The sequence below is a fragment of the Desulfopila sp. IMCC35006 genome (assembly GCF_005116645.1).
GTDB lineage: Bacteria > Desulfobacterota > Desulfobulbia > Desulfobulbales > Desulfocapsaceae > Desulforhopalus_A.
The window spans coordinates 101,195-116,958 of the sequence record NZ_SWCM01000014.1 but is presented as its reverse complement, the minus strand read 5'-3'; the positions used below and the strand labels follow the sequence as shown (position 1 = coordinate 116,958).

The 15,764-nt window shown below is 51.1% G+C and carries 16 protein-coding genes; 4 read left to right on the top strand and 12 right to left on the bottom strand.

The features are described 5' to 3' along the window. Positions 1–2 precede the first annotated feature (2 nt). Genes FCL47_RS19875 through FCL47_RS19855 form a run of 5 tightly spaced genes read right to left on the bottom strand, consistent with a single transcriptional unit; the run spans position 3 to position 3,305 of the window. Positions 3–704: an ABC transporter ATP-binding protein gene (locus FCL47_RS19875; RefSeq protein WP_136815463.1), complete on the bottom strand. Its 702-nt coding sequence runs from the start codon at positions 702–704 to the stop codon at positions 3–5. After that, a complete protein-coding gene (locus tag FCL47_RS19870; RefSeq protein ID WP_136815462.1) occupies positions 704–1,894 on the bottom strand; it encodes an ABC transporter permease in 1,191 nt (396 codons plus the stop codon). Before FCL47_RS19870 ends, FCL47_RS19875 begins: the two co-directional genes overlap by 1 nt. Beyond that, positions 1,891–2,151 carry a hypothetical protein gene (locus tag FCL47_RS19865; protein WP_240744316.1) on the bottom strand — a complete coding sequence of 87 codons (261 nt, stop codon included), beginning with the start codon at positions 2,149–2,151 and terminating at the stop codon, positions 1,891–1,893. The genes FCL47_RS19870 and FCL47_RS19865 overlap by 4 nt, the downstream gene beginning before the upstream one ends. Before the next feature lie 26 nt (positions 2,152–2,177). Continuing rightward, complete coding sequence (locus FCL47_RS19860) at positions 2,178–2,744, bottom strand: nitrous oxide reductase accessory protein NosL (protein ID WP_167496581.1); 567 nt, start codon at positions 2,742–2,744, stop codon at positions 2,178–2,180. Between the two features lie 51 nt (positions 2,745–2,795). Next, a complete protein-coding gene (locus FCL47_RS19855; protein WP_136815459.1) occupies positions 2,796–3,305 on the bottom strand; it encodes a peroxiredoxin in 510 nt (169 codons plus the stop codon). Between the two features lie 317 nt (positions 3,306–3,622). Between FCL47_RS19855 and FCL47_RS19850 the strand changes: the two genes are divergently transcribed. Continuing rightward, positions 3,623–4,000 carry a DNA-binding transcriptional regulator gene (locus FCL47_RS19850; RefSeq protein ID WP_136815458.1) on the top strand — a complete coding sequence of 126 codons (378 nt, stop codon included), beginning with the start codon at positions 3,623–3,625 and terminating at the stop codon, positions 3,998–4,000. 83 nt (positions 4,001–4,083) lie between these two features. Here FCL47_RS19850 and orn read toward each other — a convergent pair whose 3' ends face one another. From orn to FCL47_RS19835, 3 genes are all read right to left on the bottom strand, one after another. Beyond that, positions 4,084–4,632: an oligoribonuclease gene (gene orn, locus FCL47_RS19845; protein ID WP_370459584.1), complete on the bottom strand. Its 549-nt coding sequence runs from the start codon at positions 4,630–4,632 to the stop codon at positions 4,084–4,086. A 43-nt stretch (positions 4,633–4,675) separates the two neighbouring features. Next, positions 4,676–6,412, bottom strand: a complete 1,737-nt coding sequence (locus tag FCL47_RS19840; protein WP_136815456.1) for a cache domain-containing protein — start codon at positions 6,410–6,412, stop codon at positions 4,676–4,678. 61 nt (positions 6,413–6,473) lie between these two features. Continuing rightward, complete coding sequence (locus FCL47_RS19835; protein ID WP_136815455.1) at positions 6,474–8,945, bottom strand: PAS domain S-box protein; 2,472 nt, start codon at positions 8,943–8,945, stop codon at positions 6,474–6,476. Between the two features lie 191 nt (positions 8,946–9,136). Here FCL47_RS19835 and FCL47_RS19830 point away from each other — a divergent pair, with 191 nt between their 5' ends. Then, positions 9,137–10,480 carry a D-serine ammonia-lyase gene (locus tag FCL47_RS19830; RefSeq protein ID WP_136815483.1) on the top strand — a complete coding sequence of 448 codons (1,344 nt, stop codon included), beginning with the start codon at positions 9,137–9,139 and terminating at the stop codon, positions 10,478–10,480. 57 nt (positions 10,481–10,537) lie between these two features. On the opposite strand, the gene FCL47_RS19825 is transcribed toward FCL47_RS19830, so the two are convergent. The 3 genes from FCL47_RS19825 to mqnB are packed head-to-tail and all read right to left on the bottom strand — an operon-like array spanning position 10,538 to position 12,995. Further along, positions 10,538–11,485, bottom strand: a complete 948-nt coding sequence (locus FCL47_RS19825) for a molybdenum cofactor guanylyltransferase (RefSeq protein ID WP_136815454.1) — start codon at positions 11,483–11,485, stop codon at positions 10,538–10,540. After that, positions 11,482–12,327: a 1,4-dihydroxy-6-naphthoate synthase gene (locus FCL47_RS19820; protein WP_136815453.1), complete on the bottom strand. Its 846-nt coding sequence runs from the start codon at positions 12,325–12,327 to the stop codon at positions 11,482–11,484. Before FCL47_RS19820 ends, FCL47_RS19825 begins: the two co-directional genes overlap by 4 nt. Then, on the bottom strand, positions 12,324–12,995 hold the full coding sequence (gene mqnB / locus FCL47_RS19815; RefSeq protein WP_136815452.1) for a futalosine hydrolase: 672 nt from the start codon (positions 12,993–12,995) through the stop codon (positions 12,324–12,326). Before mqnB ends, FCL47_RS19820 begins: the two co-directional genes overlap by 4 nt. 179 nt (positions 12,996–13,174) lie before the next feature. Here mqnB and queA point away from each other — a divergent pair, with 179 nt between their 5' ends. Then, positions 13,175–14,263, top strand: a complete 1,089-nt coding sequence (gene queA / locus FCL47_RS19810) for a tRNA preQ1(34) S-adenosylmethionine ribosyltransferase-isomerase QueA (protein ID WP_136815451.1) — start codon at positions 13,175–13,177, stop codon at positions 14,261–14,263. A gap of 20 nt (positions 14,264–14,283) precedes the next feature. Here the strand turns inward: queA and FCL47_RS19805 are convergent, their stop codons facing one another. Then, positions 14,284–14,571, bottom strand: coding sequence for an FmdB family zinc ribbon protein (locus tag FCL47_RS19805; protein ID WP_136815450.1), 288 nt, complete (start codon positions 14,569–14,571; stop codon positions 14,284–14,286). Between the two features lie 401 nt (positions 14,572–14,972). Here FCL47_RS19805 and murI point away from each other — a divergent pair, with 401 nt between their 5' ends. Beyond that, positions 14,973–15,755, top strand: coding sequence for a glutamate racemase (murI, locus tag FCL47_RS19800; RefSeq protein WP_136815449.1), 783 nt, complete (start codon positions 14,973–14,975; stop codon positions 15,753–15,755). Positions 15,756–15,764: the final 9 nt, after the last annotated feature.

Here is a 15,764-nt window from a genome sequence, read left to right as displayed (position 1 = left end):
CCTCACCGCCCCGACAACTGATGCAGAATTATGCCGTCTCTCACCTCAATTATTCTGGCCATCGCCGGATGGGCACTGACTATCGGGTCATGGGAAGCAATCACCACGGTTCGCCCCTCGTCCCTTAAGGACGCCAGCATGTCAACCACTTCCCGCGACAGTTTTCCGTCAAGATGGGCGGTCGGTTCATCGGCGACAATAATCGGCGGGTCATTTATCAGGGCACGGGCTATTGCCACGCGCTGCAACTCCCCACCGCTCAGCTGAGTGACTGAAAAATTTCTCCGATGGCTCAGGCCAAATTTTTCCAGCAGTCGATCGGCTTTGCGCACGCGATCGCCGGGAGAAATCCCTAAAGGAAGCAGGGGAAGGGTTATATTTTCCAGGACGGTCAGATGGTCAAGCATATTATAGTGCTGAAATACAAAACCGGTCAGTTCGCGCCGGTAACGGGTAAGAAAATGATCCGGCAGCCTGGATATTTTTTTACCGCCAATCGTTGCTCTGCCGCTGGTCGGCGCAAAAATACAGCCGATAAGAGAAAGCAGGGTAGTCTTCCCCGAGCCGCTCGGTCCCTGGACACAAACCATCTCATTTCGGGCGACAGTGAAACTGACCTGTTTCAGGGCGATAACTTCATTGGCCTGGCCCTGATTGTATATCTTTGTCACCGCCTGCAATTCAACGAGATTGTCTGGCATCATCAGATCACCGAATCAGCTCGGACCGTCGCGGCCCGCCAGGCAGGCACCGCCGTGGCACAGAGATACGGAACGACCGACAGGGAGAAGACCAGCAGCAGATCGCTGGCGGCCAGCGGGGGCGCCAGAGAAAATACGGGCCGAATAACCGACCAGCCGAGAAAAATCGGGCGAAAGAGCGCCCCACCCCAGAAAACAACATGCACCCACGCAAGCAGATATCCGCTTATAAAAGCGAGAAGAGAGAGAGACAGGGATTCACAGAAACGTAACAGCATGATATCGCTGGTCTGCCAACCGAGTATCTTAAGGATCGCGACCTCTTTTCTCTCCTCCCGGGAAAGTCCCGATGCCTTGTCCCAGGCCAGAATGACAAAGGCAGCCAGGGCGGTCAAGAGACAGACAGTACCCAGCCCGCTGCGCCGGTTGAAAACTACTTTATAGGTCTTCAGAATCTGATTCCTGGTGATAACCCTGCTTCCCGGTAATTTCTCACTTATTTTTCTGGCAATTGTCTCAATTTCATTCGGATTGGCAACCGAAACCAGCAAATCGGTGACAAAACCGTCGGCAATGGCAAAGAGATCTCTCGCGTCGGCCAGATTCATGACCATCAGATCCGCGGTGAGGATCTCGGTTTTTGGGGCAAACAGGCCGACTGTTGCAAAGGAGGCTTGACTGAGATCCGGTCTGAATAAAGAAAAATGTTTTCGATTCCCGAGCTGGAGCTGACGTCGGACATTATCGCTGATGGCCACCTGCCCTCGTTCGCTGGCGACAGGCAAGCGCCCCTCGGCCAACCCGAACAGCTGCGTGCCACCAGAATCACCGGCCCGGGCCGGCAGACCGATTATCGTATAGTTCGCCCCGTTGCTCTCATCAAAATAATAGCCCCAGATCCGCTCTTCTATTTTCTTGATACCAAAGATTGGTGCCAGCGGAATCTTCGCCGAAGAGGCAATGGACACCTGCCTGCCTGCCGACATCTGTTGCACGGTAATGTCCGGAGCCGTCGCAAGGACCGTCTGCGCCGCTTCGGTCAAGGCCCTGCTCACCAGCTGAAAAGAGGCAAAAAGAAAAACAACCAGGGTAAAGATGATAAAGACGCCTCCATTCTTGAGGGATTTTCGCCCGAGAGAAGAGAGGGCGTAATCAAGAATATTCAGCAGTCGGCCCAACCTATTTCCAGTCATGGGCGAGCGACCGGGGCCCAGAAAAAAGTCGAGGGAAAATGGTCGATTGCACCGGGATGATCCATCGACACCACTACCGGATCGCTGACTGCCGGGTGACGGGTATAGCGCGCCTCGGTGGACAGGGCTAAATCGGACAGACCAAGGCTTGCGACCACCCCCTGGAGGATTTGAAGATTCTCCGCCTGCTCACCCCTTTTGATGAGCACCGTGTGGGCAACCGCACCACCCAGCATTGACAATATCATCAATGTCATCAGCAAACCGGTGGAAGGACGCATATTCAATTTGTTTTCGGCATGGGAGTGTCCTGCATCGTATGCCCGGACATTGAATGTTCTTTCATTTTATGACCTTTCATCGTATGACCTTTTCGTAGTGATTCTATGACATCCGGGGTTATCTCGGCAAAGCTGTAGATCTTCTTGCCGTGATGATCCTTGAAGAAACTCTCAGCGCCGGCCTGACTGTCAAAAGGAATGAGCTCATGCCCCATGGGACCGTACACATCGCTGCCCTGTACAAAAATTGCTTTTTTTCCGTCAATCCATTTCTGGCTGTAATAGTCTTTCACAAAAACTTCGTCTACCGTGTTCCCCGCAGCAGCGCCAAACTGTTGTGGGGCAAAGTAATAGGCCATCAGGTCCTTTACTCCATCAAAGATCTCGGTACTGCCATCGGACATAGTGATTTGTGTCAGCCACTGCGGATACTTCGCCACAAACATGCCGCAGACCGGACACCGGCTCTCTTTATTTACCGATTCGCCTGCCTGAAGACCTGCACTATTACTGACTCCTGCGGTAGCAACGAAGAACAGAACGGTTATTAATATAAGTGAATTTTTCATTATATACCTCATTGGTAAAGTGGTCGGATGAGATGCGGTATTTTAACTCGATCAATACCCAAAAATTTCCCGCAGTTCCGCCGCACCGACGCCGCCAAGAAGAGCGGCCAGTATCCTGCGGTCCGGACCTATAAAGACGGTCTGCGGATAAGCACGGATACCATACAGATCGGCAAGTTGCGCCTGCTGATCCTGAACAACCGGAAACACCAGGCCGAGTTCCTTGGCAAAAGCCTGCAGATCGTGCTCTTTTTCATAAAAACTGCCGATATATATAATCTGCAGCCCCTTGTCTTTATGGGCAGCATAAAACTGAGTAAACGCAGGCGTATCAGCCCTGCAAAACCGGCAGTTGGTTTCGAAAAAACGCAGGATAACCGGACGGCCCTGCAGAGTGGATAAAACAATGACATTGCCCCTTAAATCCTTGACTGCAAAATCGGGGGCCGTGTCGCCGAGTTGCAGCGGTTTGTTTTTTTCCTCCTGGTCACATCCGAGCAGCAGGAGGACCAGCAGGAAAAAATAAAGAAAAGACCTCGCTGTATCTGTTTTTAAATGCATAGCCGAGCTTCCGGTTTCATTTCCGTGTTTGCATAAGGAACAGGTTGTATGTTACTGTGTGACACAATCACGAAGAGATAAAATCATGAACAGTTTGGCTGCGTGAACCCCTTGTCGCTCCCTGCGTGCATGATGGAAAGATTTTCAATGCCCTTGGCTGGTGCTCAGTTCAATCCCCGTGCTGTGCGGGGATAAGTTGCGTCACGAAATAATTTTATCATGAAAAGCATGAGAAAATTATTTCTAAGCAACTCATTACCTGACAGGATAATGGCATCGATCGAAAATATCAATCTCACCGCCGGTGAAAAAACACTATGGACAGCCAGGAATTTGTCAACATCAGGAAAAAACTGGACAAAACCCAGAAGCAGCTTGCCGGTATAATGGGGATCTCCCTCAAAGCAGTCTGCAGCTATGAACAGGGCTGGCGCACGATACCAGGCCATGTGGAACGTCAGCTGATTTTTCTGCTGAGCCAAAAAGTTACACCCTCGGAAGAAACCGCGAACTGCTGGGATATTCGGCATTGTCCAGAAGAAAAAATAAAGCAGTGCCCGGCCTGGGAGTTCAGCGCCGGCAATTTATGCTGGTTCATCGGTGGAACTCTCTGCAACAATACGCCCCATGCGACCTGGCAGAAAAAGATGGAAAGCTGCAGAAAATGCTCGGTAATGCAAAGAATTATCAGATAACGGCAAGCTCTCCCCCAAACAAGCGGCAGTCAATGTCAGCTCAATCTGCCCCCGGGAATTATCCCCGGAGAACGTTGCCCTGATCAGCTTTTCCTGAGAAAGCAGTCCCCGTAATATTTCAGCTCAGCAATTGATTCCCTGATATCGTCGTAGGCGCGATGCCTGCTCTCTTTTTTGAAATGTGCCAGATCCGGGGCCCAGCGCTTAGCCAGCTCCTTGATCGTGCTGACATCGATATTGCGATAATGAAAGTATTGCTCCAGTTCAGGCATAAACCGGGCCAGAAAACGACGATCATGCCAGACCGAGTTGCCGCACATCGGCGAAACCCCGTGGTCAACCCACTGACGAATAAAGTCCAGGGTCTCCAATTCTGCCTGCCGGCAGGTATACGTGCTCTTGCTGGATCGCTCAATCAAGCCGGATTCTCCATGATGCTGGGTATTCCAGGCATCCATTGCCGCCAGCACCTCTTCCGGATGATGAATAGCTATATCCGGGCCCTCGGCGAGGATATCCAAGTGCGAGTTGGTGACGATCGTTGCCAACTCCAGAACCTTGTCTGTAAAGGTGTTCAGCCCGGTCATTTCCAGATCGATCCACACCAGGTTACCGTTGTCTTTCATAGAGATCCTATCCTTTCACACCAGTGCATATTGATATATAATGGCTCAATTAGAGAAAAACCGGACACACATCTTTGGAGCAAATATCGACCTTCCCCTCTTTTATCAGGCGCACACAGGCATCGACGCTCTCAGCGTGATAGAGGGTTCCCCGGCCTGATCGGATTGCATCAAGTGCATTGTCTATGCCAAGCGATGCGCGATATGGGCGATGGGAGGACATGGCTTCCACCACATCGGCCACGACAATAATCTTTGCTTCCAGGAGCATTTCCTTGGCGGTGAGCCCCCGAGGGTAACCCGAGCCATCCAGATGCTCGTGGTGCTGATAGACAATTTCCGCCACTGGCCATGGGAAATGGATATTTTTCAAAATTTCATACCCCACCTCCGAGTGGCATCGGACGATGGCTTTCTCTTCTTTGCTTAATCTGGATGGTTTGGCCAGATAATCGGAAGGCAGCGTTATTTTGCCGATATCGTGCAGCAGGGCGGCAATATGCAGCCCCTCGAGCTGGTGGGCCGAGAGACCAAGTTCCTTACCGATAGCGCAGGCTAAAAGATCAACACGCAGTTGGTGACCGGCAGTATAGGGATCCCTTTTTTCGGCGGTGGAAGAGAGTGAAGAGACTGTTTCTTCGAGGCTTGCATGCAGTTCATCGCGACTTTTCTTCAGCTCTTCCATGGCTACCTTTCGTTCGGTTATATCCCGGGCAATCCCCCGATAACCGAGAAAGGCACCCTGGTCGTCAAAAATCGGTACCGCATTGTTTTCCAGCACCACGATCTGACCACTTTTGCCAAGACAGATATTCTCCAGACCGTTAATAGCTTTCTGGGCAAGAATCAAGTCATTAAAGGTGCTGATAAATGTTCTTGCCTGCTGGGGAGAGACGATATCCAGCAGCGTTTTATTGAGTATCTCTTCCGGCAGATAACCGAGCAGATCCCGCACCCTGGGGCTTGAATACGTATATCGCCCGGAACTGTCGGATTCCCAGATCCAGTCGCTGGTGGTCTCAATCAGGTTGCGGTAGCGTTCCTTGCTCTGCTCCAGGGATTTCATCAGAGTTTCGCGCTCCTTAAAGATGCCCAATCGCTCCCGATCGGCCAGAATGGTCTGGCGGATGGAGTACACCGAAAGCAGCGAGACGACCAGCAGGATCCCCAGGGAGATGACCGTCAGTTTATTGCGGATTTCAGCAATCTCCGCATAGACATCATTGGTATACATGCCGGTGCCGATGATCCACCCCCAAGGCTTAAAACCTTTCACATAGGACATTTTCGGCGATATTCTGGCAGGCTCATCCTTCCACTGCCACAGATAGTCCACATACCCGGCCCCTTGTTGTTGGACTATCTTGACAAAGTCGACAAAAAGGTGCTTGCCGTTCGCATCCGTAAAATTGGTGACATCCTTGCCGTCCAGATCCGGTCGGTAGGGGTGCATGATCACCCGCGGAACCATATCGTTGATCCAGAAGTAATCTTTCTTCTCCGGGCCGTAACGCAGATTATGAATACGCAGGACCGCACGTTTCTGGGCCTCGGCCCGGGTTAATTCGCCGTTCTGCTCCCGCTCATAATAGGTACCGAGCAGACTCCAGGTGGTCTCGGTCAACTCCCGGATCATTTCTTTTTTCCTGGCCAGAAAGCTTTCCTCAAGCTGCGGCATGAGAACGAAAAAAATAGCGGTCACAAAGAGGACGAGGGTGAAAAACGCAGGCAGGGCAATGCGGCGGGATGTCTTGTGGGACAGCTCTGTAAATTTTTTTTCAAGCATAACCATGCCCCGAATGCAGAGAGTAAAAAGAGCCGAAGCCCAGGTGTTCAGCTGCAATATATCATGACAGAACGTCTCTGACGCATTGCGCTAAAGTCTTCATATTAAAGGGTTTTGTCAAGTATTTTTTAATTCCCATCCGTATCGCTTCTTCCTCGGTAATCTTTTTGCTGTAGCCAGTGCATAAAATAATGGGAAGATCTGGTCTGATTCTTAAGAGCTGCATCGACAACTCCACCCCGGACATCTCCGGCATGCTCTGATCGGTTATGACCACGTCGAATGCTTGAGGATTGGCCCGAAACGTATCCAGCGCATCATGGCTCCTCACTACAACAGTAACCGTGTAACCGAGGTTTTCAAGTATACGCCCCCCCATTGTCGCCAGTAATTCTTCATCATCGACAAACAAAATCCTTTCCTTACCCCGTTTGAGCTGGACCGGGATTTGCTCTTTTTCAGCCAACGGTTCCTTTTGCAGTACCGGAAAATAGATGGTGAAGGTTGCCCCTTCACCTGGCGCACTGTTCACCCGCAGCACCCCATCATGGCTTTTGACAATTCCAAGCACTATTGACAAGCCCATCCCGGTTCCTTCATGAACTCCCTTGGTTGTAAAAAAAGGATCAAATATCTTGCCCTGGATTTCTCTGGCAATGCCGATACCGGTATCGGTTACACTGAACTTGAGATAGCGTCCGGGATACAGATCAGGCTGGTGGACAACATCATCTCCTGTCAGTTCCACCAGCATACCGGACACTTTCAGCGTTCCTTTCTCATCCATGGCATGCACCGCATTGGCGCACAGATTCATCAGCAGCTGATGAATCTGGGTCGCATCGGCAAGTATCAGGCCACAGTTTTCCCCAAAATCCTGCACGATCTCGACTGTCGTCGGAATAGTCGAGCGAAGGAACTGCAACGATTCCCGGACGACCTGGCACAGATCCAGGGGAATCAATTCCTGATCGGTCTGACGACTGAAGGTGAGAATCTGTTTGACCAGTTCTTTTACCCGTTGCGACGCTACAATGATCTGGTTTACACAATAGCTTTCCGGGCTCTCTTTTGGCAGAGTGAGCCTGGCCATCTCCGCATTGCCAATGATGATTGCCAGCATATTGTTAAAATCATGCGCTATGCCGCCGGCCATGATGCCGATTGCCTCCATCTTCTGCGACTGCATATACTTGACTTCAAGTTCGTATTTCTCTTTTTCGGTTTTTTTAAGCAGCGATATATCTTTGGTGATTGACAGGATGTGCTGTTCTCCATCTACCTCAATAACATTGGCAGACATCAGTCCTGTCTTTTTCGAGCCATCTCTCATTCTAAAACAGAACTCCAGATTTCTGACATAGCCGTCCCGCTGCAATATCTGTATGAAACGATGACGATCCCCGGCATCATCCCAAATGGCGATATCAAGAGAAGACCGGCCGATCACGTCCTCGGGGCTATAGCCGGTAATTTCAGTGAAACCAAGGTTAATATCCACATAGGTTCCGTCCATTTTATTGATATTGATAGCATCCGGGCTGGTCAGAAAAGCCAGTCGAAAACGTTCTTTTGCCTCATCAAGGGCTTTCTCGCGGAGTTTACGTTCAGTGACGTCAAAGAAAATGGACTGAAAAGTGCCGTCAGGCATCATTTTGGTCCGCATTTCAATAGAAATTTCCGAACCGTCCGGACGAAGCAGTACCCGTTCAGTCGCCACCTTTTCTCCTTTTCGTAGGAGGTCAAAGCGAAAGGGGAAATTTTCCATACTCTCCTGGCTAAAATTCAGGCAGCTGATATGCTTGCCAAGAAGCTCCTCTCTTGTTCTGCCCGTCAAAGAACAGAAGTACTCGTTCACCTCAATAATGTCGCCCGCCTGCGAGCCAAGAACGACGCCACCCACGGCAAGATCGACAATGGCCCGAAACCGTCCTTCACTTGCCTGCAACGATTCCTCCGCAGTCATATTGTCGATCGCAAGAGCGACCAGCTCAGCAACGGAGACCATAAGATTCAGGTCGATCTGATCATAACAGGCAGCATCAGAATAACTCTGCACCGTCATCACCCCGATCATTTTCCCTTTAATCTGCAAGGGTACACCCAGCCAGATTTCTGCCGGCGTACAGGGTGGGATTGTCAGGAGACTACTGGCCATTCGATCCAGAGCTTTTTCTTTCGTTATCAAAAGAGGGCGTCCGGTACGAATGACTTCTGCCGTTAATGATGCTGTTTTACTGATTTCAAGAACCGGAGGGAACCAGGTATCGACAGCGTCGACAAAGTATGGAAATGTTATGCTGTCGCTTGCCGCATCATACAAAGCAATAAAAAAATTGGTCGTGTTAATGACAGGCATCAAGGCGAAATGAACAGTTTTGAAAAATTCGTCAAGGGTCGTCGATACATGCACAGCATTGGATATTTTTAACAGGGCGCCGTTGAGTTTTTCAGTACGTTCTCGCACAGCTGCTTCTTGTTCCAGAATATATATTCGTTGTCTCAGTTCTTCGTAGCTTGGTTTTCCAGCCATTGCCTTGCGCTCTCTTATTTGCAAATGATATTCAACAGGAATATTGGATAGTTTCTTGTTATAAAATACATATCTTAAGGGAAAGAACCCATAGGAAAGTATAACATGTCCTGGATTGCCTCCGGCAATTAAAAAGAACCCTCTGTAATGACAAGGGGAAATAAGTGGAAAAACTTTTTCATGGCAAACCGATGCGGGACTGGCTCGACCAATGTCCTGTTTTAGCCGATATCATCGCCACACGACCTGTATTTTGGTTGAATCCGGAGAGGAAATCCTGCTCTGAGGCTCAAGCTTTTATTGATTTCGATCATACGGACCAGCAGGATGCTGCAGATCGACTGGATCGTTTTCGCCCTTATTTTGCCCGGACATTTCCGGAAACGGCACCCGCCGGTGGACTGATCGAATCCCCTTTGCGGCACATCCCGGCGATGCATGCGGCAATTGAAGATTATTACGGTATTGAAATCCCGGGCAGGATGCTGGTGAAGCTGGACAGCCACCTGCCCATCTCCGGCTCCATAAAGGCCCGTGGCGGTATCTATGCGATTGCCAAATTTGCCGAAGCAACGGCAATTGCCAGCGGGCTGCTGAAAATAACCGATAATTATGCCTTGCTGGCCTCGGCGCGATGTCATGACCTTTTCCATCGCTATTCGATTATCGTCGGTTCAACGGGAAATCTGGGTCTGAGCATCGGTATAATTGGGGCAGAATTAGGTTTTCGCGTCATTGTTCATATGTCGGCCGATGCCAAACATTGGAAAAAAGAAATGCTGCGCGCAAGGGGGGTCAGCATTGTTGAACATGACGCCGATTACAGCATCGCCGTTGCTAAAGGCCGTGAGCAGGCAAAGGCTGATCCTTTCAGTTATTTTGTCGATGATGAAAATTCGCGAGATCTCTTTTTAGGCTACGCGGTTGCGGCAAAAAGATTACAGGCACAGTTCGACGAACACTCGATTCAGGTCGATGCGGACCATCCACTCCTCGTCTATCTTCCCTGTGGCGTTGGCGGAGGGCCCGGCGGGGTAAGCTTTGGCCTGAAGCTGGCCTTTGGCGACAATGTCCACTGTTTTTTTGGCGAGCCGACCCAGTCTCCTGCCATGCTGGTAGGACTTGCCACCGGACTCGACCATGAAATCTCCGCTCTGCAACTGGGCATTAAAAATAAAACCATCGCCGACGGCCTGGCGGTCAGCCGGCCTTCTCAATTGGTCTGCCGGGTAATGCGCCATATGCTTTCGGGAATCTTTACCGCTGAAGATAGAGAAATGTATCGCCTGCTGGCGCTGTTGGCCGACAGTGAAGATATCCGCCTCGAACCATCTGGGGTCATTGGTTTTGCCGGTTTTGCCAGACTTACCAAAGCATGGGAAGAGCTGCATCTCACTCCAGCCCGGCAACAGCAGGCCACACACCTGATTTGGGCAACAGGCGGGAGCATGGTCCCCGATTCTGTGTGGCAGCAAGATTTCAGGCAGGGCAGACATCTGCTGGCAAATGGGGATGCATCAACGGAATTCAGGTGAAATCATGCCGCGCCCTCCATCTCAGCCAAGCTATTTACTTTCCACAGACGCCCCTGTTCAAGCAGGCGATGCCGGCAATTGGTCCGGGCTATTGATATTTTGCCAGCTGTGGCGCAGGGCTTCCGGAATGAGGGGGGTATCAATTTTGGGATGAACGGCAGCATCACCGATGCGTAAATTCCCTGCAGACACCAGCTCTTCAAAAATTTGGCCGGCCCGAAAATCATACCAGGCCAAAAGCGGTTCCGCTCTCTTGTCCGCTGCAAGTTTAGGCACCCGTCCCCAGCAGCCGGCATGACGGTCGGAGAGCAGCCACTGGATGGCCTCTGTCGTTATATGCGGCATATCGCAGGCGACGAGCAGCCATGAGACCATCGGTTGCCACCGACAGGCAGCGACTATTCCCGTCAGAGGACCGGCCACGCCCGGGACATCCGCCAGACGAATGGTGTCGGCAAGCCTTTCCGGCAGCCTGCCGTTTCCCGAGACGACAATTCCGTCAACCAGAGGAGCAAGAATTTCAGTCGTTCGTTCCAGCCAGGTGATTTTCTGCCCATCCTCTATGAGATGCTTTGGTTGCCCCATCCGGGAACTTTTACCACCGATCAGGATACACCCCCACACAGGTGTCTGCTGCACGAGTGCGTTCATCCGCATTACCAGTCGCTCGACGAATTGCTCCATTGCCCCGTCATCGTTTCCGGGCAATAGCTGGACACCCGGCAATGATTCGGCGGGGGCGCCGGGCTTACGCGGAGGTGCCACAGCATCGCTGTCTGCCTCCATTATTACCAGATCGTACTGTTGTACCAACAAATGCACACCGTATCGATTCTGCGGCCGCATTTCTTTTTGCTTGATACAGATACTGGACAGGGAGCGCAACTCCAGCGCACGCCTGATGTATTGGAGACCTCTCCTTCGTGCTTCCCCGGAATCTGCAGCAACGGACAATACGGGAATATCAGCAAAGCCTGTGGCCGGGAAAGAGAGCTGTATGATCATATCGTTAATGGTGGATTACTGTCCATGCTGTCCGGAAGAACACCGGCCCGGCGTCCCCGCTGCAGAAAAGCCTGGACGGCAGCCTCCCCTTCCTGGCCCAGATTTTTTGAAAAGTCGTTTACATACAGCTCAATATGACTGCGGACGATATCCGGCGCAAGCTCCTGGCTGTTGCTCCTGATATATGGCAAGGAGGCATCGGGATGGGCGAAACTATAGTCAACGCTGGCCCTGATGGCCTGATCGATAGCCATGATCCTCTCGCTGCCGAGACTTCTTCTGGCGGCGATACAGCCAAGCGGAATCGGCAGTCCGGTGCTTTCTTCCCACCACAGGCCAAGGTCCTGCAGACAGAACAGCCCCTGTTCGCCGTAGGTAAAACGGGATTCGTGGATTATCACCCCTGCATCGACTGCACCGCTTTTTACCGCTCCCATGATATGGTCAAAACGCATCTCCACCAGGCGGTGGCAGTCCGGCAGAAACATCTGCAGCAACAGGGCGGCAGTGGTCAGTTTCCCGGGGATAGCGATGGTCATTGCCGCGACATCTTCAAGCGGTGTCCTGGCGGCGGCAATCAGAAGCGGCCCGCAGCCCCTGCCGAGCGCACTCCCCGCAGAGAGCAGACAATATTCATCAAGCACATGTCCCAGAGCATGAAAAGAAAGCTTGGTGACATCAAGCTTTCCGTCCAGCGCCCACATATTCAGCTGCTCCACATCGGCTAAAACCGGTGGGGCAAATGCTGCATCCGGCATCTCGATCATGCCATGAACCAGTCCATAGAAGATGAAAGTATCATTGGGACAGGGGGAAAAGCCGAGAGAAAGTTCGTTCGTCATATGGTCAATTCCTTCATAAGCCGTGCCGCCGTATGAGCCGCTTTCAGGCAGGCGTCCTGCAAACGCCAGGTCGCTGGATTGCGATCCACGACATAATTTGAGATACAGCGCAGCTCAGCACAGGGCAGATTAAATTCCCGGCAGACCCTGGCAACGGCCGCACCTTCCATGTTCTCACAGAGTCCGTTCCACCGGGACTGCAGCATTTTGCCACGAGCGCTGGTGCCGGTTATACCGTTTACCGTGATAAAGACCCCGGCAGTATACTTGATGCCTAGCCTCGCAAAAACAGTCTCACAACGCTGCCGGAGCGGCGCGTCCATGTCATACGCGATTTTTCCGGTGAGTGAGTTTTTCAGATATTCCATTGCCTCGCCCAGACAGATGCCAAAATCACCGGCAATTTCCTTTTCGGCAAGGCAGATATCGAGGAGATCGGGCTGTCGCTGACTGCTCTCATCCGGCTGAAGATACGCTCCTCCCACACCAAAATGCAGGACAGCACCAAACTGTTCTGCACTTTGGCAAAGGAATCTGGTCAATCGAAGGGCTGTTTCAACGGGGCCGACCCCGCTCACCAGCGTCCGGCAGACAGCAGCCGATCCAGGCGGCAATGCAGCCAGAAACGGGACCATTTCAATTTCAGTTGCAGCAACTGCTAAAATCATGGTATCTACGACAGCTCCTCGACGCTAAAGTAAAAGCAAACATTAAAACTTGTAAGAAGTCCGATTCCGCGATGGCTCAGTAAAAAAATTCGTATTTAACCTTACCGTATAACATAACTTAATGCATTGTCCGCAATACACAGACAATCGACATCTTTTTTTCCATACCGCAGAGTATCATGCAAGACGATCTTAGCTTACACGCCTACAACTATCACCTTCCCGAACATCTCATAGCCCAGCATCCCGCAGAAAAACGGGACGACTCCCGCCTGATGGTCGTCAATGCCGCACCTAGGGAGCCAGAACATTGTCGTTTCAGCGATATTGCCAGGTTTATCGGCAAAGAGGATATGCTGGTGGTCAATAATACCAGGGTTTTCCCGGCAAGACTCCTTGGCGCCAAAGAGACCGGCGGCAAGGCCGAGGTTTTCCTGCTCGAATTTCCGACCATAGATCCCCAAAACCACACCACTGCGTTGGCCAACGGCCTGATAAAATCTTCCAAACGACCGAAAAAAGGGTCGATGATCACAATGAACGAGAGGCTGTCCTGCACGGTAGAAGAGGACCTTGAGGGTGGTAAGCTGAGACTGAGACTACACTTCGACCCGTCTCTCGGCCTGGCAGAGACCTTACAACGCAGCGGCCAGGTGCCCCTGCCGCCATATATTTCCAGGAAAAACGGCTGCACCGCAGAAGATGTCACTCGCTACCAGACGGTATACGCCAGCCGGCCGGGAGCGGTTGCCGCCCCGACTGCCGGCCTGCATTTCACCGACTCATTGCTTGCGAAGATCAGCAAACAAGGCACTTCGATTGGCCAGATCACCCTGCATGTAGGCTATGGCACTTTTGCGCCGGTACGGGAAACTGACATCACCCGCCATCAGATCCATCGGGAATACCTTACCATCCCGCAGGAGACAGTCGATACAATCACGGCAACAAAAAAGCGAGGCGGCAGGATATGGGCCGTTGGCACCACTACCGTCCGGGCCCTGGAATTTGGTGCAATAAGAACGGGCCGTCTTCAAGCAATCGAAGACTGGTGCGACCTCTACATCTATCCAGGCTTTCAGTTCAAGGTGATCGATAATTTAATCACCAACTTTCACCTGCCGGATTCTTCCCTGATGTTTCTGGTTTCCGCCCTCTGCGGCAGAAAAACCCTCCTTGACTGCTATGGCATAGCAGTCAAGGAGCAGTATCGTTTCTTTTCCTACGGGGACGCAATGGCTGTTATTACCAAACCATCGGCAATATAGCCTTTGACAGCCAGAACTACCTAAGCAGACGTGGCAGCCGGGCATGCAGCGCAGCTGCCACCGGTTTTGCAGGGTGCCGTGGTTTCCGCCGGTTTGACGGCAGAATCAGTTTTTTTCGAACCATTGGCGGTACTCGCATAGCCGTCGGCATACCAACCGCCGCCTTTTAACTGGAAAGAACTCATCGACATGAGTTTTTTCACCGGTCCGTGACATGTGGGGCATTCACTCAGCGGATCATCAGCAATTTTCTGTTGTACTTCAAAGACGTTGTCGCACTCCTTGCATTCATACTCGTAAACTGGCATTTCTTTTCCACCTATTACATTGCAAAACATTGCAGGTAAATTCCCTGCTCTTAATTATAGAAAGAAACAATGATACAACTCGGTTTCTTTATCGAACTGTTTTTTGAGTCAGGGCAAAAATAATTCCCAGTCCACTTTCTGTCAACATGTTCCATGGCTCGAGTTCAGAAAAATCGACAATCCAATCTGCACCGATGTCTGCTTGTTGTTCCCCCTGTTTTCTGGTATACATGTCGTGTTAGTATCTTACAGATTGTTTTCCTGTTTTTTGCTGGGAAAAATCTGTGGTGAAATATTTCCCGCCTCAAAATGGCACTAAAAAAATCCCGGCATATCAGCTATTTTCCGGGATAAGTTGATGTCCGACCAATTTTGGTTTTTTCGATATACATTCACTTTTTATGATTGGTATTTTTGATTCAGGCGTCGGCGGAATGACTGTTGCCCAGGCGGTTGAACAGCTCCTGCCCGACTCCCCCCTGCTCTATCTGGGGGATATTGCCCGCACGCCCTACGGCACCAAAAGTGCACGAACAATTATTGACTACTCAGTTGAGAACACCCGATTTCTTATACAACAAGGGGCAAAGGTTATTGTCATAGCCTGCAACTCAGCATCCAGTGTGGCAACCGATCGACTTCGCCGGGAGTTCAACATTCCTATCATTGAGGTCATTACCCCTGCCATTGAGCAGGCACTGTCTACAAGTCGGACCGGCAGGATCGGCATTATCGGCACACGGGCCACTATCCGAAGCGGCGTGTATGAGGACAAAATCCGCCAGCAACATCCAGGTTATAAGGTTTTTTCCAAGGCCTGCCCGCTGCTCGTCCCCTTGGTTGAGGAGGGCTGGACAGGTAAGCGGGAGACCAAAATGATTCTCCGCCGGTATCTGCATGACTTGAAAAATCAACAGATCGATACCTTGATACTCGGCTGTACCCATTATCCGCTTCTTAAAGACCTGATACAGGCCCGAATCGGCAAGAAGGTCACGCTCATCGATTCCTCGGCAGCAACCGCCCTTTTTCTTAAAAGCTATATAGATCGCGACAAAGCGTTCGAAACTCCAGGAAACCATGATCCCAGCCAAAACAGGTTTTTCGTCACCGATTTGACGGAAACCGCAGCGCAGATTGCAAGTAAAATATTTGGCCGGACGATTCAACTCCTTCCCATTTAATTCAATTAT